The following is a 23,131-nucleotide window of genomic DNA, read 5'->3' on the forward strand; positions in this document are numbered from 1 at the left end:
ATAATCAGAGTCAAAGATAAATGACTTTAAGCATATTCAGGTATCAGGGGTTGGTTCAGTAATTTGTTTTTAACGTCTTTCGGGCCTGTCTTGCGATAAATGTAGATGTCATAGAAGGGGGTTGAGTCACGCCTGATCACCGGAGCAAATTCTTCTGAAACGCTGATAAGTCTGCGAAGGGCGGAGTTGGACTGAGAGGTAATACTTCTGCGATAAACCAGAATCCCGTTCTCTGTGAGCGATTTTTCCAGACTTTTCATGAAATCCGGGCTGTCACTTTTTTTCAGATAATCCGGCACATTAGATAATGAGATAAAGTTATATTTGTTATGTGCTATCTCACAATGCTCAATAATATCGGACTTTATGTATGTAATTCTGCAAGCTTTCGCTGCCTTCTTACAAACATTAAAATATTTACCGTCAATTTCAGCAGTAGGCGCGTGGTTGCTTTTGTAAGAACCTGTTAAAAGTGCGCTGTAGTAGAAATTGTTTTTGATCAGAAAGTTCTCAAAAGCATGACTTATTGACCGGGTAAAAAAGCGGTAAAAATGCCCGGGTGAGGACCATGAAAGATGAGTTCTTCTCAGCATGAGTTTCTTTAACAGCACCGTTAAAGTAACTGATAGGGTCAGAAAAAAAGCCATGAGTTTTAGTTTTCGTCTCAATGACAAATAGAGAAGCTTCTGGCTTTCAAGGGAGTCACAGTTAATTAGTTTTTTACTTAAGTCTGGATAACTGAGGCGGAACAAACGTGCAGAGTTTGCCAGTTTTAATTCCCAGACGCCTGAGAACAACAAACTTTGCCATCCTGTTCTGCGGAAAAATTCGCTTAAGCTTTTTTCTGTCTGAGTGGTAAGTGATAATTTCCCAAAAAGCTGTTTTCGTTCATCGGGCTGCGCATACTGATATCCCAAAAGCTTACAAAATTCAACGTATTCAAGTGATCTCAGGGCTTCTATCCTCAACTCAGTTAAGGCAAGCTGCTGTTGAGATGAATCTATGCAGGTAAGTTTTTCAGGCATTTTTGCGAACAATGGTATGACCCTTGAACCACTGCCGGCAATAGCTAATACGTGCTCAGATTGTTTGGGTAACAAACTTTGTTCAGTGTAACTATCTTCATTCGCAAAGGTATATTCAAACTTCACGGTTTTCTCCTGAAGAGACAGGGGCAGAGAAGCCCCCGTTTGTTTTATTCCTCTTTCTCCGGTTTGATTAATAGCAAGGCTATTAACGACGCGCAGACGATAATTCCTTTAAGTGCCAATGGTATTGGCAATAACCCTGAAATCGCTGCAATGGCTCCGACGGCGCAAACCTGGAAAAAGGATCTATGCGTTTTCATGTAATATTTCCTCTTTTTTCTTAGCGCCAGGGTACATTGCCTGAAAAGGCAGATTAACCTGTAGGAGAATAAAATAAAGCTGATCTGAAGACGGTAAATTATGCTAAACCCGGGCCGGTACAGGTATAGCATATTGATATTTTTAAACAGTTTAATCAGTACAAATGCATTAATTTCCCTATCGCACGGGCCAGATGAATCCAGCTGTCGTCAGCGTGCGTAAACGCTGCTACACTATGCCGCTGTTTAACGGGCATTTTTTAATCATTTGTCCGGGTCTGGCATGACGATACTTGCCGCACAGAATAATAATCAGGAGAACATGTTGGAGTTTTTGTACGAATACGGATTATTTCTGGCTAAAGCCGTGACGCTGGTAGTAGCCATAGTGGTAGTACTTATTGCTATCGTCGCCGGTGCCAGCCGGCAGAAGCCCGGAAAAGGGCACCTTGAAATCGTGTCTCTGACAGAGCAACTGAACGATATTAAACATTACGCCCGTTCTGTTCTGCTGGATAAAGCCGCTATGAAAAAGCTGGCGAAAGAACAGAAAAAAGAAGGCAAAAAGGCTAAATCAGATAAAGATAAAAAAGAGGATGAAGAAGCTTCACGTCTTTTTGTTATCGATTTTACCGGTTCCATGGATGCCCACGAAGTTGAACGTCTTCGTGAGGAAGTGACTGCTGTACTGTGTGTGGCACAAAAGCAGGATGAAGTGCTGGTCAGGCTGGAAAGTGGCGGTGGCGTTGTTCATGGTTATGGTCTGGCAGCGTCACAATTGCAGCGCATTAAAGAGAAAGGGATCAAGCTGACGGTAGCAGTTGATAAAGTCGCTGCCAGTGGTGGCTACATGATGGCCTGTGTGGCAGATACTCTGCTGTCTGCCCGTTTCGCCTACATCGGTTCAATTGGTGTACTGGCTCAAATCCCTAATGTGAACAAACTGCTCAAAAAACATGATATTGAATTCGAGCAGCACACTGCCGGTGATTACAAACGTACGTTAACAGTGTTTGGCGAAAACACTGAAGAAGGCCGTGAAAAATTCAGAAAAGATCTGGAAAACATCCATGTTCAGTTTAAAGACTGGGTGAAGTCTCAACGTGAAACACTGGATATTGAAAAAGTGGCTACCGGCGAAGTATGGCTGGGCAGTGAAGCGAAGGAGATAGGACTGGTAGATGACATCATGACCTCTGATGACTACATTCTTTCTCACCATCCGGCCCGTGAAATCTTTGCAGTGAAATATGCGACAAAGAAAAGTATGGCAGAGAAATTAGGGATCTCAGTATCTGCAGCAGCAGAAAGCACTGTGATGCGCCTGTTGTCCAAATCCCGCCACTGGTTCTGATCTGCTGATTTCACATGGCGAAAGACACTAAAAAACGTATTCTGGATGCAGCTGAAACCCTGTTTGCTGAACAGGGTTATGCACAAACTTCCATGCGTGCAATTACCGCCCGCGCAGATGTGAATCTGGCGTCGGTAAATTATCATTTTGGCAGTAAAAAAAATCTTATTCAGGCAGTGCTGAAGCGCTATTTTGATGTATTGATGCCACAAATTGATGATGTCCTGAACAGCACCGGCACAGAGACCGGTGCGGACGGTGTGGAAAGTCTTTTGCTTTCCCTGGTTCCGCCCATGATGACCTTGTCGGATATCCGCCCAGAAGGTACTGCACTGTTTGTCCAGCTACTGGGCAGGGGCTACAACGAAACTCAGGGACATCTTCGCCGTTTCATCATGCATGACTATGGCAGTACGGTAGCTAAGCTGATGATGGCCTTACATGCTTGTTTACCCCACGTAGAAGATGATGAACTATTCTGGCGTCTGCATTTCGCCATCGGCAGCTTTGTTTTTTCCATGGCATCCAGCCGGGCACTGACAGAAATCGCGGAATCAGATTTTAACCAGAAAGTGGATATTAAAGCCGTGATCCTTCATCTTGTTCCCTTCGTTTCACAAGGTATCGCCGGCCGTCAGGTCTGAGTTACACCGCTTATTTCAGGAGAATGGTATGGCAATCAGCAGACATGAGCTGGTCTGTGCGCTGGACACATTATTACGCCCTCAGGATGTTCAGGATTATTGTCCTAATGGCTTGCAGGTTGAGGGTGCTGACCGGATCCGTAAAGTCATTACCGGTGTAACAGCCTCACAGGCACTGATTGATGAAGCCGTCCGGCGGGAAGCTGACGCTATTCTTGTGCATCACGGCTATTTCTGGAAAGGGGAAGACCCCGTAATCACCGGCATGAAGGGAAAGCGTATCCGTACATTGCTTGCCAACAACATCAATCTTATCGCCTATCATCTGCCGGTAGATATTCACGCCAGTTGCGGCAATAACGTACAACTTGGCAGTTTAATGGGACTCAGCAACTTGGCTCCTGCGAAAGGCGTGAAGCCTGAGGGGATCATCTATACCGGTGAGAGCAGCGAACCTGTTCTGGCTTCAGAATTTAAAGCCCGTCTTGAAAATAAACTCGGCAGATCTGTACTGCATGAAGGAGACGCCGGTGACCGGCTGGAAACCTTCGCATGGTGCACGGGCGGCGGTCAGGGATATATAGAGAAGGCGGTTGCAATGGGCGCAGATGCGTTTATTACCGGTGAGGTCTCTGAACAGACCATACATGTTGCCCGTGAACTTGGTATTCATTTTTTTGCTGCCGGTCATCATGCTACTGAGCGCTACGGTATTAAAGCGGTGGGAGAGTGGTTGTCTTCCTCTTTCGACATTACCGTTGATTTCATCGATATTGATAACCCAGCCTGATTTCCGGCGCAAAGAAACGACTTATGAAATCCACTGACCAGTATTTTGATGGTATCGCAGATAAATTCGCGAGTAACATCTACGGCACGACCAAGGGCCGTCTGCGGCATCTTTTGTTACTTGATATCCTTAAACCTCTCCTTGAGAAGATGCCGGTCAGCAAGGTAATTGATCTGGGCGGCGGGACGGGCATCATGACCCGTGAAGTTGCACAGATGGGTCATGATGTCACGTTGGTGGATGCGTCTGCAGATGTACTTTTGCTGGCTCAGGAATATCTGGCCGGTTTGGAAAATGTGACGTTCAGAAAAGGCACTATTCAGTCTGAAACCGATCTTCAGCGCTATGATGTTGTTATCTGTCATGCTGTTCTTGAATGGCTCGCCAGTCCGCTAGAAACCCTTTCGGAAATCTGTCTTAACATGCGCCCGGGGGCGCTGCTGAGTCTGACCTTTTTTAACCGCGATGCGGCGTTATTTGGTAATGCTGTATATGGAAATTTTGATTACATTGCCAAAGGCATGAAAGTCAAAAATCAGGTCAGACTGAATCCGCAGAATCCGCTTGTCCCGGCAGACGTGATCCGCTGTGTTGAAGAAGCCGGCATGGAAGTAAAGTCGTTAAGCGGCATCCGCTGTTTTCATGACTACATGAGAGAGAGACATCTCAGCGACAGTCAGTTTGAAGAGCTTGTTGCACTGGAAAGACAATATATGAATACCGAGCCGTTTTGCCGGCTCGGCAAATACATGCATTTTCTGATCAGTAAGCCGGCTTAACCAGAAAGGTGGTAGTATCCATGGTGCCATTTGCACAGGCTGCCACATTGTTCAGCGTGGTTTGTGCGATCTGTCCCAGTGCTTCCAGAGTAAAAAAGCCCTGATGGCCGGTGATCAGAACGTTGTGAAACGTGGATAAACGCTCAAATACATCGTCCTGGATGATTTCACAGGAATGATCTTTGAAGAACAGCTCTGATTCCATTTCATAGACATCAAGTCCCAGATAACCGATCTTATGCGACTTTAACCCGTTAATTAACGCCTGTGTATCGGCCAGACCACCCCTTGAGGTGTTGATCAGCATCACACCATCACGCATTTTACTGATGCTTTCTTCATTGATCATATGATAACTGTGCTGGTTCAGAGGACAATGCAAACTGATGATATGAGCGCGGGACAACAGCTCATCCAGGGGAACAAATCGTGCCCCGGCATCCTGCAACTGACGGTCAGGAGCGGGGTCGTAGCACAATACTTCACAGCCGAAACCCAATAGGATTCGTGCAGTGGCACGGCCTATATGACCGGTGCCGATAATACCTGTGGTTTTTCCGGCCATGTTGAAGCCCAGCAACCCGTTTAAGTCAAAATTACCTTCTTTGACCCGGTTGTACGCTTTGTGCATACGCCGGTTTAATGTCAGCATCAGCGCTACTGCATGTTCTGCAACCGCTTCAGGCGCGTAAGCCGGCACATGCGACACCGCAAGCCCCAAACGTTTCGCCGCCTCCAAATCCACATTGTTATATCCCGCACAGCGCAGAGCAATATGACTCACGCCTGCCGCCTTTAATTTCTCCAGTACAACGGCATTTACCGTGTCATTCACAAATACGCAAACAGCGTCGAGACCGTCGCACAGTGGCACGGTGTTCTCATCCAGACGGGCAGGGAAGCAGTGAAGGTTGATTTCCCCGCCGGCCAGTTTGCTGATTGACGCCTCATCGTAGGGCTGGCAACTGAATATACCCATTTGTATGGTCATGAATATTATGCTCCGTCTATTCCCGTATGATCGGGTCAATAATTTTTTGCAGTGCGTCGGGTTTGGTCACCGGCGCATAGCGTCCACGAACCTTACCGTCACGATCAACAACAAACTTGGTAAAATTCCATTTAATTGCCTTAGAGCCAAGCACGCCCCTGGCTTCATTTTTAAGATAAGTAAACAAGGGATCTTCGTCCGGTCCGTTCACGTCTATCTTCGCCGAGATGGGAAAGGATACGCCGTAGTTGAGTTCGCAAAACTGTTTAATATCGTCATCACTGCCGGGTTCCTGACTACCGAACTGATTACAGGGAAAACCGATAATCATTAAATCGTGAGGCTCATACCGGAGAAAGAGCTTTTCGAGACCCTCATACTGAGGCGTAAATCCGCACCGGCTTGCCGTGTTAACAAAGACAATGACAAACCCTTTCAATTTACTGAGCGCCAGCGTTTCGCCGGTATTTAATGTGACGGTATAATCATAAATTGAAGACATAGAGTTAATCCTTTACGGCAAGTGAAACGCGGTCAGAAGCTACTTTTAGCATGAAATTTGTTATTATTCAGCCGGTTTCGGTACAGACGGTTTTTTTTAACCGGCCTGTTATCACTTTTGCAGACACACGGAGAATAGGTAACCGGTGAAAAAATTAACGTTTCTTGGACTTGGTGTCATGGGCTACCCCATGGCAGGGCATCTGCAAAAAGCAGGATTTGATGTAACAGTTTACAACCGCACTACTGCTAAGGCAGAAGCCTGGGTGAAGGAGTATTGCGGGTCTTTTGAGCCTGCTGTAGCGGCTGCAGTTCGTGGTGCTGAAATCGTATTTATGTGCGTCGGTAATGACAATGACGTTATGGACGTAGCCGGTCAGGCAACAGAGGCGATGGATGCCGGTGCCATTCTGGTAGACCATACAACGGCGTCAGCAGATGTGGCGCGCACCTTATGGGAAACCTGTAAAGGGAAACAACTGGGTTTTCTTGATGCCCCGGTATCCGGTGGTCAGGCCGGCGCTGAAAACGGCCAGCTTACTATTATGACCGGCGGCGATGAAGCTGTGTTTGATGTGGTAAAGCCTGTCATGGACAACTATGCAAGACACAGCCAGTTGCTGGGAAAGGCTGGCAGCGGACAGCTGGCCAAAATGATGAATCAGATTTGTATTGCCGGCATTGTTCAGGGGCTGGCTGAGGCGCTGCACTTTGGTCAGCAGGCAGGGCTCGATTGTGCAGCCGTGGTTGACGTTATTTCAAAAGGTGCAGCACAGTCATGGCAAATGGAAAATCGTGCAGCGACCATGCTGGATGGCAAATATGACTATGGTTTCGCCGTAGACTGGATGCGTAAAGATCTCGCCATTGCACTGGATGAGGCGCGCAGGAACGGTTCTACGCTGGCACTGACTGCGCTGGTCGACCAATATTACGCTGATGTACAAAAATCCGGTGGTGGTCGCTGGGATACTTCCAGCCTGCTGACCCGTTTAGCCGCTAAATAACGGCTAGCCGGCAGAGGCTTGTGTGTCGTCTGCCGGTGTTACCGGTGTCGCTGTCAGAAAGTAAGCCGCGTCGGCTTCGGCAACTTTTCTCAACCTGAGCAAACGTTGTCTGTTGGCATTATTCAGCGCACCGGTATCAATTTTGTCCAGTAATGTGGCGACGGTGTAATTACGGTAACTGTGATGACGGGATTCCAGCATACACTGCAGCAGGTTGAGTCCGAATGCCTGCGTTGCCGGCATCATCTGAAAGGCCTGATAGAAGTAATACATTGCACGGACATAATCTTTACTAATAAACATCCGCATGCCCGTTTCATTCAGCTTCAGCGCTCTCTCACTGGCCAGCCCCATACTTTTTTCAGCCCGGGTCAGTACACTCTCGTTTAATGTTTGCGCAGACAAATCATCGTCCAGATGATTTCTCTCATGTGCCATAGCCAGTAAGTCTTTGGCTTTCTCTGTATTGCCTAGCGCATTATTGATTTTGGCGGCCACGATGAGGGTGGCGGGATCGGTGCGCACAAACATGTCCATGTGTTCGTGAGTCAGGTATTGCTCCGCTTTTGCCGGGTCATTTTCAAGCACCGCAGCGAAGGCAAGAAGATAGTCTTTCTTCTGTAATTGTTGCTGATCGTTCTGATTACGTCCTGCAATCCCTACCAGCCGGCGGGCCTGAGTCAGGCTTTCGTCCCGGTTAGATTTTGGCTGCTCTTCCGCGATAGAGAGATAAAACTCTGCCAGCTCAAAGGTGAATTCGTTAAACCTGTCCCGGGTACTGCGGTTGTAATCACGTTTCTTCTGCAGCAGTTCGATCCCTTCCAGTACTTTGTCCTGCTTTTGATAAGTTAACGACTTCAATCGTGTGGCCGGTACACTTAAGTCACTGGTTTTGATGTGGTTCAGATAGAACTCTGCCTGCGACCAGGCCTCCTGTTCAAAACACAGACAGGCGAGCCACTCAAATGCCTTATCCCGTGCCAGTGAATTGGTCATCAGATCGGACAATTCTTCTTTACAGTCTGCCCAGTTACCCGCCAGGTACTCGCATTTTATTTTTCCCCACTGGGCCCAGAGCACACGTTCTGAGCGCGCCAGCACAGACTCGTATAGTGCTTTAGCCGCCAGTAACTGACCATTCTGAAACAGGATCCTGGCGTGAAGTTTCAGCACATCGTTTTTGAGCTTTGCCGGCGTTTTCTGATTATTCAGTTTCGCCACAATTTGCAGCGCGCCGGCGGGATCGTTATTGTCCAGTGCATTGAGTGCCTGTTTGACATAATTCCGGTAACTGAGGTAGTGACTGAGACCACGTGAAAGGGTGGCAATGTTGTAGGGCTTGATGATCAGCAAATCCGGCTGTGCATCGATGATCTGGCCTACCGTTTGTGGCAGCCGGTCTGCCGTAATAAACACGATACCGGTACTGGGCCGGATAAACTGGCTTTGCCGGAGTTGATGTACCCATTCCACACCGTTTTTACCTTGCCCGAGGTGAAAGTCCATCAGAATAATTTCAAAGTGTTGCCGGCGCAGGGCTGACTTGAGCTCTGCGCCGTTACTGAAACTGCTGATTTCGAATTCGCCCACAGGCAAAAGGTGGCTTCTTATTGCTGAACGCGCAGTGGCATTGTCTTCGATAATAGCCAGACGGTAAGGCATGAAGGGCACCAGTAATGTAATGAAAGTACGAACTTTGTCATACCGGAATTTAATAAATATATCAGCGCTTTGACGGTTCGTCATCTATACGAAAAGATAATAGTCCCGGGAGCAGGCATTATTTACTGGTATACCGGTAGTCTGGTTTGTCGCCCGGAACATCTGTCATGTCACAATATATTTACAAAATAGTTTTATTTGTTTTACGTTAACGTTTACGTAAACCTGTGTGATTGTTTAAGGTAACAGGGTATTCACTAACAAGAGAACCTTATGCAACAGGTGCCGATGCTGATAAACGGGGAATGGGTAAACGGACAGTCTGAAGACAGGATTGTCGTTACCAACCCCGCCACCAATGAACCCATTGCACAAATTTGCAGTGCATCACATAACGACATGCATGCAGCCGTTGTCAGTGCTGCAAAAGCGTTTGAAAGCTGGCGTGATGTGCCGGTGACCGAACGGGCCCGTCTGATGATGCGTTACCAGGCGTTACTGAAAACGCATCATGACGAACTGGCGACATTGCTTGCCAGCGAGACCGGCAAGACCTTTGACGATGCCAAAGGTGATGTATGGCGCGGTATTGAAGTGGTTGAACAGGCGATGAACGTGCCGTCCCTGATGATGGGCGAAACGGTTGAAAACGTTGCCCGTAACATAGATACCGCCAGCTATATTCAGCCGCTGGGAGTATGCGCCGGCATCACCCCGTTTAATTTTCCGGCTATGATCCCGCTGTGGATGTTTCCTCTGGCCATTGCCTGCGGCAATACCTTTGTACTGAAGCCTTCTGAGCAGGATCCGCTGACGCCTAACCGCCTGGCAGAGCTGTTTATGCAAGCCGGTGCGCCGGCAGGCGTGCTGAATGTGGTGCACGGCGGTAAAGAGCAGGTTGATGTTCTGCTTCATCATGGAGACATTAAAGCCGTGTCGTTTGTGGGTTCTGTTCCTGTTGGTCAGTACATTTACAAAACTGCCACCGCAAACCTAAAACGTGCCCAGTGCTTCGCCGGTGCGAAGAACCATACCGTGATCATGCCCGACGCGAACAAAGAACATGTTCTGAATAACCTCGTGGGTGCATCGGTCGGGGCAGCCGGGCAGCGTTGTATGGCAATTTCTGCCGCGGTGTTTGTGGGCGGGTCTGAAAAGTGGATCCCTGAGCTGGCTAAACGCATCAGTGAAATTAAACCGGGCCTGTGGAATGACCCCGAAGCCGGTTTTGGTCCGCTGATTTCTGCAGCAGCAAAACAACGTGTGTTATCCCTGATTAAAGCCGGTAAGGAAGAAGGGGCAGAATGTCTGGCTGACGGTTCTGACTTTACTGTCCCGGGATGTGAAAAGGGTAACTGGGTAGGCCCGGTGGTGTTTGACCGGGTAACACCGGAAATGACCATCTATAAAGAAGAGATTTTCGGCCCCGTCTTGTCCTGCATGCGGGCAGAGTCTCTGGAGGATGCACTGAAGCTGGTAAACAATAATCCTTATGGCAACGGTACCAGCATATTCACTAACAGCGGTGCAGCGGCCAGAAAGTATCAGCGTGAAGTTACCGTGGGTCAGGTGGGTATTAATGTGCCGATCCCTGTGCCGCTGCCATTCTTTTCGTTTACCGGCTGGAAAAATTCGTTTTACGGCGATTTACATGCTTACGGTAAACAGGCAATCCGCTTTTATACCGAAACTAAAACGGTAACCAGTCGCTGGCTGGATGATGATATTCCGGGTGGTCCGAACCTGACTATTTCGATGGATTAGAGGAGACGACGATGGATTTTTCATTAAATGAAGAGCAACTGGCATTCACAGACACTGCACGTCAGTTTGCAAGGCAGGAATTTGCACCGTTTGCCGCACAGTGGGACAGAGAGCATCACTTTCCGGTTGAGGCCATTAAAAAGGCCGGCGAACTCGGTTTCTGCGGGTTATACACCCCCGAAGACGCTGGTGGTCTGGGCTTATCCAGGCTCGACTCTTCGTTGATTTTCGAGCAACTGGCTATGGGATGCACCACCACCACGGCCATGCTGACAATCCACAATATGGCGACATGGATGATTGCATCCTATGGCTCAGAGGAGATAAAAAGCCGCTGGTGCGACTCACTGGTGAGCGGAGAAAAACTGGCGTCGTATTGCCTTACCGAGCCGGGCGCCGGTTCTGATGCGGCTTCACTTAAAACCAAAGCGGAACGCACCCCTGACGGCTATCGTCTGAACGGGGCAAAGGTATTTATTTCCGGCGCCGGCGCGACAGATGTGCTGGTAGTCATGGCCCGAACCGGCGGGCCGGGTCCGTCGGGAATATCTGCCTTTGTGGTACCGGCTAACGCTGAAGGGGTGACATACGGCAAAGCCGAAGAAAAAATGGGCTGGAATGCACAGCCTACCCGCATGATCACATTCGATAATGTGATGGTAGATGAAAGCAGTTTACTGGGCGCAGAAGGTGAAGGGTTTCGTCTGGCGATGCAGGGTCTGGATGGGGGGCGTGTGAACATCGCGACCTGTTCTGTGGGCACGGCGCAGCAGGCACTGGAAACCGCAGCAACCTATATTCAGGAGCGTGAGCAGTTCGGTAAGCCGGTGGGGGCGTTTCAGGCTATTCAGTTTAAAATGGCCGATATGGCCACAGAGCTGGTGGCAGCCAGGCAACTGGTGAGACTGGCGGCCTGGAAGCTTGACTGCAATGACAAAGACAAAACCACTTATTGCGCAATGGCCAAACGTTTTGCCACAGACACCGGGTTTATGGTGTGTAACGAAGCGCTGCAGGTACACGGCGGATATGGCTATATTAAAGAATATCCGCTGGAGCGGCACGTAAGAGATGTGAGAGTGCATCAGATCCTGGAAGGCACTAATGAAATCATGCGAGTGATCATTGGCCGCCGTCTGATGGGTGAAATGAATGACATTCTCTGACACAGTAACGGGCATCAACAGCTCTTTCAAAGGACAGGTCATGTCTGCAGAACAACGCATTATTATAAATGAATACCGCACCGGTTGTGGCCGGATAGCAGGGCACATTACATTGAATAAGCCAGCGTCGCTGAATGCGCTGGATCTTGATATGGCATCAGCCATGCTGAACCAGCTGAAAATATGGGCACAGCAGGAAGATGTTCTGTTCATCATTATAGACGGTGCCGGTGAGAAGGCCTTTTGTGCCGGTGGCGATATTGTTTCCATGTATCATGCGATGAAATCCGCGCCCGGAACGATTCCCCCGTTTATTCGTGATTTCTTTACCGTGGAATACAAACTCGATTACACCCTGCATACTTACCCTAAACCTGTTGTGGTGTGGGGCGACGGCATTGTGATGGGGGGCGGTATGGGTTTGTTGCAGGGCGCTTCTCACCGGGTGGTGACAGATAAAAGCCGCCTTGCCATGCCTGAAGTGACGATTGGCTTATTTCCTGATGTGGGAGGCAGTTACTTTCTTCCCCGCTTAACCGGACAACTCGGCCTGTTCCTCGGCCTGACTGCAGCGCAGGTAAATGGTGCTGAAGCCGTCAAGTATGGTCTGGCCGACCATCTGCGTGCCCACAACGAACTGGCTGATCTTATTACGCAATGGAAAAGCACTGAGTGGAAATCAGGCAGCCGTGAGGATGTAACCAGTATGCTGGCGGAGAGCCTGAATGCCGGTACAGCAGATGCGTCAATTGAAAGCAGTCAGCCCGATGACCGGATTGCGCCATGGCTTGAACGTATCAATGCAGCCTGCTCATTTCCGTCTGTACAGGACGTCGTTGCTGCCATTACAGCTATCGATGCCGGTGGTGACAAATGGATGTTAAAAGCTCAACAGGCGCTGGCATCCGGCTCATCACTCACGGCTGCGCTGTTTTACCGCCAGTTTCAGAAAGGTAAAACACAGTCTCTGGCAGACAGTTTCAGGATGGAACTGAATATGGCCTGCCATTGTGCACAATACGGTGAATTACAGGAAGGGATCAGGGCGTTGCTGATAGATAAAGACGGCAAACCGGGCTGGCGGTTTAACTCCGTGGCCGGGATCCCTGATTCGGACATTGATCCGTTCTTCTCATCCCCCTGGCAGTCAGGTCACCCGCTGGCCGGACTGGGAGAATCAATATGAAAAACATTACTTTTATAGGTCTTGGCAATATGGGCTCGCCCATGGCGGCGAATCTGATTAAAGCCGGATATAACGTGACGGTTTTCGATCTGGTGGAAAGTGCAATGGATGCGCTGTGTGACACAGGAGCCCGTAAAGCGGCAAGTGTGTCTGATGCCGTGTCGCAGGCAGAAGCGGTGATTACCATGCTGCCAGCTGCCGCCCATGTACGCAGTTTATATTGTGGTGAAGCAGGGATTCTGGCTTCACTGAACACATCCTGTTTGCTTATCGACTGCAGTACCATTGATGCAGACACTGCCAGAGAAACCGGCCATGCAGCAGAGCAGGCGGGTCATCGCTTTATCGATGCGCCGGTTTCCGGCGGCGTTGCCGGCGCCACAGCCGGTACCCTGACATTCATTGCGGGCGGCAAGGCAGAAGTGGTGGAGCAGGCATCACCTCTGCTGAATGTCATGGGGCAAAACCTGTTTCATGCAGGGGATACCGGTGCCGGTCAGGTTGCCAAAATTTGCAATAATATGTTACTGGCTGTGCTGATGGCCGGCACTTCGGAAGCACTGCAACTTGCCATCGATAACGGGCTGGATCCGAAAGTCATGTCTGACATTATGTTACAGAGCTCCGGTTGCAACTGGACCCTGCAGAAATACAATCCGTGTCCCGGGGTGATGGAGTCTGTGCCGTCATCCAATGCTTATCAGGGAGGCTTTATGGTCAAACTGATGAATAAAGATCTTGGCCTGGCGATGGACACCGGCGCTAAAACAGGCAGTTCGCTGCCCATGGGGTCAGCGGCACAACAGCTTTACCGGATGCATCAGCGTAAAGGGAACAGTGAGCTGGATTTCTCCAGTATATTCACGCTTTTCAGTAAAGATACTATCTGATCAAAGTACTACCTTCCTTTAGAAAAGCCGTCTCGTCCCGTTAATGTTATTCCACAGGTAACATTAACGGGCAGCCGGCTTCATCTTTTTGAACCTTGCAGTTCGTTCTCATTCTGTTACATTCCCTGCGTTTTCACAGGCAGAACAGGTTTACTTTATGTGGCAATGCCCTCTTTGTCAGTCTCCGCTGGTGTGCGGTGACACATGGCGCTGTAACAACAATCATAGTTTTGATGTATCCAGGCGGGGATACGTTAACCTGTTGCCTGTACATAAAAAAAGCACCAAAGATCCCGGCGACAATAAAGCCATGCTCGACGCCAGACAGACTTTCCATCAATACCGGGTTTATCAGCCGTTGATGGACAAGATGGCTGACGTGATAACAAAAAGCGATGTGATGTCTGCGACAGGAGCCGTTGTTCTTTATGATGCAGGGTGCGGTGAAGGCACGTATTTACATGTGATTAGATCTGCGCTGGAAGCGGCCGGAAAGTCTGTGGTGGCCAGTGGCAGTGATATTTCCAAAAGCGCAGTGGATTTAGCCGCCAGACAGCACAGGGATGCGCAGTTTGTTGTGGCCAGCAGTTTTGATTTACCGGTTCAGGACAGCCAAATCGACCTGATGCTTCAGGTTTTTGCCCCGGGCAGTGACGACGAGTTTGCCCGCGTTCTCAAGCCTCAGGGTTTATTACTCCATGTTACACCGGGCCCGGCACATTTGATGGCACTGAAAAAAGCTGCTTATAAAACCCCCCGTGAACATGAATTGCCAGCAGATGAGAGACCAGGCTTTACCCTGTTGAGCCGGCAGCGGATTCACTGGCAGGCCACTCTTGAAAATGATTCGCAACGGAAGGCGCTGCTTCAGATGACACCGTTTGCCTGGCGTCTGGATGAAAGTACTCAGGCTTCGTTGTGCCGGTCGCTGACAGAGGTTGAAGCGGATTTTTATGTTTCCTTATGGCAGGCGAAGCAAAAATAGAAGGCGAAATAAAAACGCTGCCGTATAAGGCAGCGTTTCTGAATTTCCCATTCCCATCATTCAGGAGAGGTGAAATAAATACCGTAACGACTCTACCGTGAAAAATGGGTCAGGTGCTTGATGGCACGGCTGAGTAAATCCACATTTAACGGGTCGTTGCTTCGCTCACGGCTGTCAATATCCGATATTTCAAAGCTGCCGTTACTCAGCACTTCAATCATTTGCTGATTATGCAGCACTACCACTTTTTCACCGGACGTACTCACCAGCCAGTTACGTTGTGGTTGCAACAAATTTTGTCCGGTGGAGTAGAACTGGACCGGCGCTGCGCAGCCTAATGCATTGAGTACCGTAGGCGCTAAATCTTCGGTGCTGGCAATACTGCCTTTCACATCCAGCGTCGTAAGCAGTTTTCCACGGCGGGTACCGCCATCTTCAGAGAACCCGGTGGCAATGATCACGTCACTTTGCGCAAACACATCGTCGCTCAGCATATCTGCAATTTTGTCACCCGACAGGAAGGCAATGTGCAATCCGGCATGATTATTACTGACAGGCTGTCGGTAACCGTCAAGCATACTGGCAGGCAGTGCTTCATCGACGTGAATAGACACAGGCATACCCAGACCCACGGGTAAGGCCAGCAGAACCGGTCTTTTCTGTTCCAGTGTATCGCGGTAAATTTCCGGCACACCGAACAGGGTAGTCAGGATCAAGCCGTCCAGTGACGAAGCTGTAGAGAAATAGTTGTTCATTTCTCTGAGATCAAACTGTGGCATGTCCGGCAACGGTGTATCGTCTGTTTGCACGACCAGCGCCAGGGTACGGTCAGCTTCAATATTGCAGTAAACCGGTTCCGTGGGGTAGGTCACCTGATGAATTTGCGGATCAAACTGTAGCTGTTTGCGTTCCTTGTAGCGTTCCAGATCCAGCAGGCCATAGCGGGACATGGTGGTTTTTGCCGTAGCCGGATAGGACAACGGAAACATATTGTCCTGTTTCACGATAGGCTGATACAACTCAGCATCAGCCCACACATGAATCGCATGGCTGGCGACAAAACAGGTTAGGAAAAAACCGGTTACCGGCGTACCGATTTTGTGATGCTGTAAACGCTCCACACGTTTCCATAACGCATTGGCCAGCACAAGCTGAAAACCAAGCCAGACCATAAACAGCAGTAATAAGTACATCCACTGTTGTAAACCAAACTGACTGATTTGATTTTGTGCTTCGTTGCGCAGTAAATCGGCAGAACTGAAGCTTAAATGAAAGCCGGTGCGGTTGAACAGCAGGGCGTCAAACGCCATCAATGCCAGCCCGGTAGCCGCGATGGCGGATGCGGCAAACTTGATAATTCTCGGGTTTGTCGCCAGGTAGCACAACGGCAGAATGAATATGACAAAACCGGAGAAGGTCATAAAACCAATATGACCGAACCAGTTAAATACCAGATACAAGGCACCTAAGGCCGTACCCGGTGAAGGAGAGGAAAATATAAATACTGAGGCGATGATCATGGCGATGGCTATGTTAGCCAGCGCGAACCAGTGGCCCCAGTTTACCAGGCGTGTGACCCGCTGACGGCGAGGTGACTCCGCTAAAATCATTATTCAGCCCTGTTAGTTAACACTTTTCTGTAATACCGAAGCGAATTGTTCCGCCATGGCTTTGCGGTTAGCAGCGGGAACCTGTGTATTAAGAATGTGGGTGATGACATTGCCCAATACCATGAGCTGTAAATCACGACTGGCCTCATTTTCCTCGAGTGTGAGGATGACTTTATTCATTAGCGCTTCAAAATCCGAATCGGAATAACGGCTTTGCTGGGGCATTGTGACGCCTCTTTTACTGTTTTCTTTACTAAAAAAGAATGGAATTTAATTTTAAATGATTATAATCGTTGTCTGAGTGATAACAATCATTCATTCGTAAATCCCGCGAATTCCACTGTAAATTCTCAACTAAACAGGATCCCAGATAGACTATGAGTGCACTGATTCATCATTTTGTTGTTCACCGGTTAGTCGTCAGCGGCGAAGACAAGCTGTCCATCATTCCACGGGACAAGTGTCTTGCGGTGACGCCGGAAATCGAATCACTGGCTCATCAGATCAATCACAGCTTTAACAGCAAGCCCGGAAAAGGTGTGGGCCATTTCACTGAAGAAGCTGCAGGCGGTGAAGATACCATTCCTTTTAAAACGTCACTGGCTGAATTCATGCACGCGCAAAAAGAGCGCGTGGACAACCTGGAAGATATCTTCCATGCCTTTACGCTGACTTCCGGTGACAAGCTGATTAAAGCCCTGACCGATACCGGTACAGTGCAAACAGGTTTTCTGATTTTCTGCCAGTATGAGTTTCTGGCAACCCAGTATCTGATGATCACGTTACTGAATACCCGTTCCCACGTGGAAATCAATCAGGCACTGGAGCTGAATGCCCGCGAGCACCTTGATTTGGCGAAGATGCAACTGGCAGTACGCATTGACCTTACACAACTTGAGATCCAGCCGGAACAAAAGCGCTACGTAAGCTTTATTAAAGGACTCATGGGCCGCAAGGTGTCTGATTTCTTCATGGATTTTATCGGTTGCGAAGAGCTGGTGGACATTAAACAGCAGAACAAACAGCTGATTTCTTCGGTAGATGCTTATCTGGCCAGCGAGAATCTTGACCGTGAAGAACAGCAACAGCACCGTGATGAAGTAAAGTCTTATTTCAAAGAGAAGATAGACAGTGGTGAAAGTCTGTCGATTAAAGAGTTATCCGGACGGTTATCACCGGACAGTGACAGCGAACACAGTTTTGAGGCGTTCACACAAACGCTTGAGGCACCGCTGGAAGAGAATATTCAGCCGGATCCTGCTGCGCTGCGTCAGCTGGCTAAATTTACCGGACAGGGGGGCGGTATTTCCCTGAGCTTTGAACGTAAACTACTGGGTGACAAAATCATCTACGACCCGGTGTCAGACACACTGACCATTAAAGGTATTCCGCCAAATTTGAAAGACCAGTTGACCAGACAGTCAAAAAATTAGGTACAATAGCCGTTATTCACCCGTAACAGTAACGAAATGCGGGCCAACGTTCGTAAGCAGGCAGGTGAAACCTGCCTGCTTTGTTTAATTTATCGTATAATGCCGGCAGTTTAAGTTCCGGTAACAAGGTTTTACATGCAATTATTTGTCAACGACCTCACCGTCATGGATTTTTCTTACCTGTGCCCTGAGCGGGGAATGGTGGGAGAAAGCTGGATCGTGGATGTGATCCTGTCCGGCGATCTTAACGATGAGAGTATGATTCAGGACTTCGGTAAGGTGAAAAAAAACCTGAAGCGACTGATTGATGATTATGTCGACCATAAATTGCTGGTACCTGCTGACTACGCCAACGTGGCGATTGTGCATGAAGACAACAGTGAACATGTGGATGTACGGTTTACCTGCAACGACGGCAGGGTGATTCAGCTATATTGTCCGGCAGAGGCTTACGCTTTCATCTACGGTGAAACGGTTACTAAGGACTCCACCGGCAGCTATCTCCGCGAAGTGATTGCTACTCATCTGCCGGAAAACGTAGATAACCTTGAGCTTATTCTGCGCACCGAAGTGATCACCACGCCGTTCTATCACTACACTCATGGCCTGAAAAAACACGATGGCAATTGCCAGCGTATTGCTCATGGTCACCGTTCTAAAATCGACGTGTTTGTAAACGGTGAAAATAGTCTCGAGAGTCAGCAATACTGGGCATCACGCTGGGAAGATATTTATATTGCCTCGGAAGAAGACAGGCTGGCTTTTTCAGCCCGTCAGGCATCAGGCACTGTGCCGGCAGACAGAGAGTACTGCTGTTTTGCCTATGAATCATCGCAAGGCTACTTTGAAATATTGTTGCCTGAATCAGATTGTGAAGTCATAACTACTGATTCCACCGTGGAATGTCTGGCTCAGTTTATTTTTGATGAAGAAAAAGCCCGCCAGAACGGTGGCTCTGTGAAAGTGCTGGCTTATGAAGGCGTAGGAAAAGGAGCACTGGTGTGCGATTGATCCCGCTGGCTCTCACTGCGCTGATTTCTCTGTCTGTTTTTTCCTTGCAGCAAAGCCTTGCTGCCAGTGAAGCCTCTGAAGCCGGTGCGCTGGTTCTGAATGGTAAATTTACGCAGGGCAGTCTGTTTCGTGGGCAGTTGCCGCCCGGAAGTCAGGTTACATTGAATGGCGAAGCACTCAAGCTCAATGCGCAGGGCAAATTTGTATTTGGTTTCGCCCGTGAATCAGCACTTAATCATACTTTGTCCTGGACGCTGCCTGACGGCACAACAGGTTCAAGAGACATTGAACTGGAAAAGCGGCAGTACAACATACAGCGTATTGACGGTTTAAAATCTTCCATGGTTTCGCCGCCGGAAGAAACACTTAAACGTATTCGAAGAGACAGTACTGTAGTAGCTAATGCCCGCGGAAATATCTCTGATCTGGATGCTGTATTTACCGGTTTTATCTGGCCGGCAGAAGGCCCGGTAACCGGCGTATACGGTAGCCAGCGGGTGCTTAACGGTATTCCTAAAGCGCCGCATTATGGCGTTGACGTTGGTGCACCAACCGGTACGCCTGTTATCGCTCCCGCAGCGGGTGTGGTGAAATTATCAGATGATTTGTATTACAGCGGCAATACCGTGATTCTCGATCATGGTATGGGTGTGTTCTCTACGTTTCTGCACCTTGACTCTTCGAAGGTGAAAGCCGGGGATGTGGTCGCACAGGGCGACGCTATCGGCACCATCGGTGCGACCGGCAGAGCAACAGGTCCACATCTTGACTGGCGGCTTAACCTGGGTAAAACCAGGCTGGATCCAGCGTTACTGGTACCGCCCCGCCAGTAATCACTTATTTTTCAGTTAACCCTGTAAAAGTAATCAGCCCCTGCAAGGGGCTGAATCATTTATGCTGTAGCCAGCCATGCTGCCAGCTTTTCCTTATCTTCAATGGTGAAGTAACAGGCTTCCTGCCGCTCTTCAAGCACAGGCAGTGATAACGTCAGCAAACGGCCATCACGCAGTACTGTCAGCGGCAACGCAGATTCACCGGTTTGATTCAGCAAACGCTGTAGCAGAATGTCATTCACTACGTAGCCATCCAGTGCAATGATCCTGTCGTTTACCTGTAGTCCTGCCCGGCAAGCTGCACCATCTTCAAATACAACCTGAACCGTTACGCCGGTTTCTGCATTTTTAATGGCAGCCCCTAAATGGTGTTTCTGGTAAGCCGGTAAGGGCGGTACACCACCGCGGTCAGATGCTGAGTTTTTCGGTCTTGTATGCAGCGTTACGCCAATATCAGCCAGCCACTGATTCAGGGGCACGTCTTCTTTGCCGTAAACAACAGCCTGAAGATACTCTGATACATCAATATTAAAAGTTTCACGGCAAACTGTCTCAATCACATCATCAGGGGTGCCGGTCTCCTCTGCACCGAATTGCTGCCACAGTGCCTGCATTAAACTGTCCAGCGACACGTTACCCTGCGACTTTCTGCGTAACAGCAAATCAAGTCCAAAGGCAATGATGCCGCCTTTTACATAGTAACTCACAATATTGTTGGGAGCTGATGCATCCTGTTTGTAGAACTTGGTCCATGCATCAAAACTGGACTCTGCCACTGACTGTTTGAAACGTCCCGCTGTCAACTGTAAACGGGTGAGGTTCTGACCAACAATTTCCAGATATTTTTCAGGGCTGATAAGGCCCGTTCTTGCCAGCGTCACATCGTCATAAAAGCTGGTAAAGCCCTCATAAATCCAAAGCTGGGGGGTATAGACTTCTGCGCTTAAATCCGGTTTCAGGAAAACGGAAGGACGCAGGCGTTTAACATGCCAGGTGTGAAACAATTCATGACAGCAGAGGCTCAGAAAGGTGACGTACTGATCAGTTTTGCCGCCGCCTTCACGTTCCAGCGGTAAGTCAAACCGTGGGTAGAGCAGGGCCGTAGAACTGCGGTGCTCAAGGCCGCCAAAGCCACTTTCGCTCAGCAACGTCATGAACACATAGCGGTCCACGGGCGAGGGCTGACCGAATAAATTAAGGTGATGCTCACAAACCGGCACCATGTCTTCGCATATTCTTTTCGTGTTTACCGGCGTTTTGCCACTAAAAAGGAACACAAATTCCACGCCCTGAACCGTTACACTGTCGAGCACACACTCACCCATGAATACAGGGTGATCGATAAGCTCCGCGTAATCTTCGCAGATAAAATGTGTACCATTTGTGTCATCAGGCTGCATACTGGTTTCTACATGCCAGTGGCTTAAGGATTCAGGTAAAGATACCGTCACTTCACAGGATGCTGCGGGGAGGTCGTTGACCTGCAAGAAGACACTGGTGCCGTTGATAAAGCCGTATTCGTCGTTAAGGTAAGCTGCACGTACGGAGAGATCAAAGGCATAAACGGTGTATTCAACAGTGACTGGCTGTTTACCCGCTTTAATTTGCCAGGTCTGTTTATCTGTTTTTGTAACAGGTAAAACATTGCCTGCGTTGTCTGCAGCTGTCAGTGTGATGATGTGTCTGGCGAAATCCCGCACCATATAGCTGCCCGGGATCCACGCCGGTAAGCTCAACGTCAGTACATCAGTGTCGCAGGCGGGAATTGTGAGGGTTACTGCGAAAAGATGTTGAGAGCGGGAGCGGACGGAAAGATCGTATCGCAAAGAAGTCATGTAAATATCCGTGAAAAGTCATGCAGAGTGCTATCATGCATCACACCGGACTTTTTGTCAGCATCAGCGAAAAGGGAGTATGATAATGTCACTGACTGAAAAGGAGTACAGCCTGCTGTGAGTAAAGCCGAAACCACCTCTTTAAGTAAAGATGACATGACTGCATTGAAAAGCTTGGCGCCCGGCACCGTTGTCGATTTACAGATAGAGACACCTACTGCACCGCAACGCCTTAAAACGCACTATGTGGGTATGGATATTCCTAACGCATTTATCTTTCAGGTACCAAATACCCATAAATGGGCGAACATCCGTGATTATCTTGTTGCCGGCAATGAAGTGGTCGTGAGGTTTGTGATCGAAGGCGGGCTGGGGCAGGTTATTGCCTTCAAAACTACAATTTTAAAGTGTTTCAGCAAACCGGTGAGTATTCTTATCACCGGATTTCCGTCTAAGCTGCAAACCATGGGACTACGCAGTGACCGGCGTTCCCAGCCGGGCATTCCTGTCAGTGTTTATTTAGATCAGGAAGAGCAGGAAAGAGTCCGGGGCCTGATTATTGATGTATCGAAAACGGGCTGCAAACTGGCCATAAAAACGGGTTCAGAGGATAGCAAGCTTGAAGTTAACAAAAAAATAACATTGGGCTGTAAATTGGATGGTGAAACCATTAGGATAGACAGCAACGTGCGGAACGTTGCCGAAGTAAAAGGATACTATTATTACGGTATTCAGTTTACCAATGAGCAAAAGGCGGTCGAAACCTTAATTGAACGCTATATTCTGGCTCTATAGCAGAAAAAGCTCAGGCTTTCCGTTACCGCCGGCGGATCCATTTACGGAGCGTTATTGATATGCGACAGATTGACAAGTTGTTATTGCAATACTCGGAAAGCCACCAGAATAAAACGAATGTGTTAATCCACGCCGTTGCGGTGCCGTCTATTTACCTCGTTACCCTGGGTTTAATATGGAGTATTCCGCTCCCCGGCTTTCTGCAGCAAACCGATCTCACCTGGGCCCATTTGCTGGTGCTGCCTGTCCTGTACTACTATTTCCGCCTGTCCGGTCCGGTAGGCGCGGCTATGACGCTACTGACAATTATCAGTTTCGGTGTCATCAATCTGATTGATGGCAGTCCTGTGGCTGTGTGGGAATTTTGTCTTATCTTGTTTATTGTCATGTGGATCCTGCAGTTTGCCGGTCACAAAATCGAAGGCAGGAAGCCATCGTTTTTCGATGATATCCGTTTTTTACTCATTGGCCCGGCCTGGTGGTGGACTCACTGGTTTAAGCGCTTAAATATAAGTTATTAAGCAAAATCCACTGCGACAAGGTGCCG

At 48.8% G+C, this 23,131-nt stretch carries 22 protein-coding genes; 15 read left to right on the forward strand and 7 right to left on the reverse strand.

Annotation, left to right across the window (positions count from 1 at the left end; translation table 11 throughout):
• Positions 1-26: 26 nt before the first annotated feature.
• Positions 27-1,151, reverse strand: a complete 1,125-nt coding sequence (locus AC4PME_RS16470; protein ID WP_491045324.1) for a DUF3419 family protein — start codon at positions 1,149-1,151, stop codon at positions 27-29.
• 522 nt (positions 1,152-1,673) lie between these two features.
• Between AC4PME_RS16470 and sohB the strand changes: the two genes are divergently transcribed.
• From sohB to AC4PME_RS16490, 4 genes are read left to right on the forward strand one after another with little or no spacing between them, the layout of a single operon-like run.
• Complete coding sequence (gene sohB, locus AC4PME_RS16475; protein WP_491045382.1) at positions 1,674-2,702, forward strand: protease SohB; 1,029 nt, start codon at positions 1,674-1,676, stop codon at positions 2,700-2,702.
• Positions 2,703-2,716: 14 nt separating this feature from the next.
• Positions 2,717-3,346, forward strand: coding sequence for a TetR/AcrR family transcriptional regulator (locus AC4PME_RS16480; RefSeq protein ID WP_119501279.1), 630 nt, complete (start codon positions 2,717-2,719; stop codon positions 3,344-3,346).
• Positions 3,347-3,374: 28 nt separating this feature from the next.
• On the forward strand, positions 3,375-4,136 hold the full coding sequence (locus AC4PME_RS16485) for a Nif3-like dinuclear metal center hexameric protein (RefSeq protein WP_491045323.1): 762 nt from the start codon (positions 3,375-3,377) through the stop codon (positions 4,134-4,136).
• A gap of 23 nt (positions 4,137-4,159) precedes the next feature.
• The gene (locus AC4PME_RS16490) at positions 4,160-4,915 is read left to right on the forward strand and encodes a methyltransferase domain-containing protein (RefSeq protein WP_491045322.1); all 756 of its coding nucleotides are present in this window, start codon (positions 4,160-4,162) and stop codon (positions 4,913-4,915) included.
• On the opposite strand, the gene AC4PME_RS16495 is transcribed toward AC4PME_RS16490, so the two are convergent.
• Together AC4PME_RS16495 and AC4PME_RS16500 are read right to left on the reverse strand one after the other, a co-directional pair.
• Complete coding sequence (locus tag AC4PME_RS16495; protein ID WP_491045321.1) at positions 4,899-5,906, reverse strand: 2-hydroxyacid dehydrogenase; 1,008 nt, start codon at positions 5,904-5,906, stop codon at positions 4,899-4,901. The genes AC4PME_RS16490 and AC4PME_RS16495 overlap by 17 nt on opposite strands.
• Positions 5,907-5,922: 16 nt before the next feature.
• Positions 5,923-6,408, reverse strand: coding sequence for a glutathione peroxidase (locus AC4PME_RS16500; RefSeq protein ID WP_119501283.1), 486 nt, complete (start codon positions 6,406-6,408; stop codon positions 5,923-5,925).
• 145 nt (positions 6,409-6,553) lie between these two features.
• On the opposite strand from AC4PME_RS16500, the gene AC4PME_RS16505 reads away from it, so the two are divergent.
• On the forward strand, positions 6,554-7,414 hold the full coding sequence (locus AC4PME_RS16505; RefSeq protein WP_490709186.1) for an NAD(P)-dependent oxidoreductase: 861 nt from the start codon (positions 6,554-6,556) through the stop codon (positions 7,412-7,414).
• Positions 7,415-7,417: 3 nt separating this feature from the next.
• On the opposite strand, the gene AC4PME_RS16510 is transcribed toward AC4PME_RS16505, so the two are convergent.
• Positions 7,418-9,076 (reverse strand): response regulator, encoded by a 1,659-nt coding sequence (locus AC4PME_RS16510; protein WP_491045320.1) that lies wholly within the window; start codon positions 9,074-9,076, stop codon positions 7,418-7,420.
• Between the two features lie 273 nt (positions 9,077-9,349).
• Here AC4PME_RS16510 and AC4PME_RS16515 point away from each other — a divergent pair, with 273 nt between their 5' ends.
• The 5 genes from AC4PME_RS16515 to AC4PME_RS16535 all read left to right on the forward strand — a co-directional run bounded on the left by AC4PME_RS16515 (position 9,350) and on the right by AC4PME_RS16535 (position 15,067).
• Entirely contained in the window at positions 9,350-10,840 is a 1,491-nt protein-coding gene (locus tag AC4PME_RS16515; RefSeq protein ID WP_491045319.1) for a CoA-acylating methylmalonate-semialdehyde dehydrogenase, read from the forward strand.
• 11 nt (positions 10,841-10,851) lie between these two features.
• Positions 10,852-12,006, forward strand: coding sequence for an acyl-CoA dehydrogenase family protein (locus AC4PME_RS16520; protein ID WP_491045318.1), 1,155 nt, complete (start codon positions 10,852-10,854; stop codon positions 12,004-12,006).
• Between the two features lie 40 nt (positions 12,007-12,046).
• Positions 12,047-13,192: an enoyl-CoA hydratase/isomerase family protein gene (locus AC4PME_RS16525; protein WP_491045317.1), complete on the forward strand. Its 1,146-nt coding sequence runs from the start codon at positions 12,047-12,049 to the stop codon at positions 13,190-13,192.
• Positions 13,189-14,082, forward strand: a complete 894-nt coding sequence (mmsB, locus tag AC4PME_RS16530) for a 3-hydroxyisobutyrate dehydrogenase (protein WP_491045316.1) — start codon at positions 13,189-13,191, stop codon at positions 14,080-14,082. The genes AC4PME_RS16525 and mmsB overlap by 4 nt, the downstream gene beginning before the upstream one ends.
• Positions 14,083-14,239: 157 nt before the next feature.
• Complete coding sequence (locus tag AC4PME_RS16535) at positions 14,240-15,067, forward strand: putative RNA methyltransferase (protein ID WP_491045315.1); 828 nt, start codon at positions 14,240-14,242, stop codon at positions 15,065-15,067.
• A gap of 92 nt (positions 15,068-15,159) precedes the next feature.
• Here the strand turns inward: AC4PME_RS16535 and AC4PME_RS16540 are convergent, their stop codons facing one another.
• Positions 15,160-16,677 carry a DUF3413 domain-containing protein gene (locus tag AC4PME_RS16540; protein ID WP_119501290.1) on the reverse strand — a complete coding sequence of 506 codons (1,518 nt, stop codon included), beginning with the start codon at positions 16,675-16,677 and terminating at the stop codon, positions 15,160-15,162.
• Positions 16,678-16,689: 12 nt separating this feature from the next.
• Entirely contained in the window at positions 16,690-16,902 is a 213-nt protein-coding gene (locus tag AC4PME_RS16545) for a YejL family protein (RefSeq protein ID WP_303574171.1), read from the reverse strand.
• A 152-nt stretch (positions 16,903-17,054) separates the two neighbouring features.
• On the opposite strand from AC4PME_RS16545, the gene yejK reads away from it, so the two are divergent.
• From yejK to AC4PME_RS16560, 3 genes are all read left to right on the forward strand, one after another.
• Positions 17,055-18,110, forward strand: a complete 1,056-nt coding sequence (yejK, locus tag AC4PME_RS16550; protein ID WP_119501292.1) for a nucleoid-associated protein YejK — start codon at positions 17,055-17,057, stop codon at positions 18,108-18,110.
• 135 nt (positions 18,111-18,245) lie between these two features.
• Entirely contained in the window at positions 18,246-19,121 is an 876-nt protein-coding gene (locus AC4PME_RS16555) for a 6-carboxytetrahydropterin synthase (protein WP_119501293.1), read from the forward strand.
• Positions 19,122-19,144: 23 nt separating this feature from the next.
• Positions 19,145-19,954 (forward strand): M23 family metallopeptidase, encoded by an 810-nt coding sequence (locus AC4PME_RS16560; protein WP_119503387.1) that lies wholly within the window; start codon positions 19,145-19,147, stop codon positions 19,952-19,954.
• A gap of 59 nt (positions 19,955-20,013) precedes the next feature.
• Here the strand turns inward: AC4PME_RS16560 and AC4PME_RS16565 are convergent, their stop codons facing one another.
• Positions 20,014-21,789 carry a M61 family metallopeptidase gene (locus tag AC4PME_RS16565; protein ID WP_119501294.1) on the reverse strand — a complete coding sequence of 592 codons (1,776 nt, stop codon included), beginning with the start codon at positions 21,787-21,789 and terminating at the stop codon, positions 20,014-20,016.
• 117 nt (positions 21,790-21,906) lie between these two features.
• Here AC4PME_RS16565 and AC4PME_RS16570 point away from each other — a divergent pair, with 117 nt between their 5' ends.
• Positions 21,907-22,584, forward strand: coding sequence for a flagellar brake protein (locus AC4PME_RS16570; RefSeq protein WP_119501295.1), 678 nt, complete (start codon positions 21,907-21,909; stop codon positions 22,582-22,584).
• Between the two features lie 59 nt (positions 22,585-22,643).
• Positions 22,644-23,105: an Mpo1 family 2-hydroxy fatty acid dioxygenase gene (locus AC4PME_RS16575; protein ID WP_119501296.1), complete on the forward strand. Its 462-nt coding sequence runs from the start codon at positions 22,644-22,646 to the stop codon at positions 23,103-23,105.
• The last annotated feature ends 26 nt before the right edge of the window (positions 23,106-23,131 follow it).

The sequence above is a fragment of the Alteromonas sp. genome, assembly GCF_984505615.1.

Excerpts from the sequence above, each read along its gene's own strand:
- AC4PME_RS16575 (WP_119501296.1), top strand. The coding sequence starts at position 22,644 with ATGCGACAGATTGACAAGTTGTTATTGCAATACTCGGAAAGCCACCAG.
- AC4PME_RS16565 (WP_119501294.1), bottom strand. The coding sequence starts at position 21,789 with ATGACTTCTTTGCGATACGATCTTTCCGTCCGCTCCCGCTCTCAACAT.
- AC4PME_RS16555 (WP_119501293.1), top strand. The coding sequence starts at position 18,246 with ATGCAATTATTTGTCAACGACCTCACCGTCATGGATTTTTCTTACCTG.
- AC4PME_RS16520 (WP_491045318.1), top strand. The coding sequence starts at position 10,852 with ATGGATTTTTCATTAAATGAAGAGCAACTGGCATTCACAGACACTGCA.
- AC4PME_RS16515 (WP_491045319.1), top strand. The coding sequence starts at position 9,350 with ATGCAACAGGTGCCGATGCTGATAAACGGGGAATGGGTAAACGGACAG.
- AC4PME_RS16500 (WP_119501283.1), bottom strand. The coding sequence starts at position 6,408 with ATGTCTTCAATTTATGATTATACCGTCACATTAAATACCGGCGAAACG.
- AC4PME_RS16510 (WP_491045320.1), bottom strand. The coding sequence starts at position 9,076 with ATGCCTTACCGTCTGGCTATTATCGAAGACAATGCCACTGCGCGTTCA.
- AC4PME_RS16495 (WP_491045321.1), bottom strand. The coding sequence starts at position 5,906 with ATGACCATACAAATGGGTATATTCAGTTGCCAGCCCTACGATGAGGCG.
- yejK (WP_119501292.1), top strand. The coding sequence starts at position 17,055 with ATGAGTGCACTGATTCATCATTTTGTTGTTCACCGGTTAGTCGTCAGC.
- AC4PME_RS16540 (WP_119501290.1), bottom strand. The coding sequence starts at position 16,677 with ATGATTTTAGCGGAGTCACCTCGCCGTCAGCGGGTCACACGCCTGGTA.
- AC4PME_RS16545 (WP_303574171.1), bottom strand. The coding sequence starts at position 16,902 with ATGCCCCAGCAAAGCCGTTATTCCGATTCGGATTTTGAAGCGCTAATG.
- AC4PME_RS16525 (WP_491045317.1), top strand. The coding sequence starts at position 12,047 with ATGTCTGCAGAACAACGCATTATTATAAATGAATACCGCACCGGTTGT.
- AC4PME_RS16485 (WP_491045323.1), top strand. The coding sequence starts at position 3,375 with ATGGCAATCAGCAGACATGAGCTGGTCTGTGCGCTGGACACATTATTA.
- AC4PME_RS16480 (WP_119501279.1), top strand. The coding sequence starts at position 2,717 with ATGGCGAAAGACACTAAAAAACGTATTCTGGATGCAGCTGAAACCCTG.
- AC4PME_RS16490 (WP_491045322.1), top strand. The coding sequence starts at position 4,160 with ATGAAATCCACTGACCAGTATTTTGATGGTATCGCAGATAAATTCGCG.
- AC4PME_RS16535 (WP_491045315.1), top strand. The coding sequence starts at position 14,240 with ATGTGGCAATGCCCTCTTTGTCAGTCTCCGCTGGTGTGCGGTGACACA.
- mmsB (WP_491045316.1), top strand. The coding sequence starts at position 13,189 with ATGAAAAACATTACTTTTATAGGTCTTGGCAATATGGGCTCGCCCATG.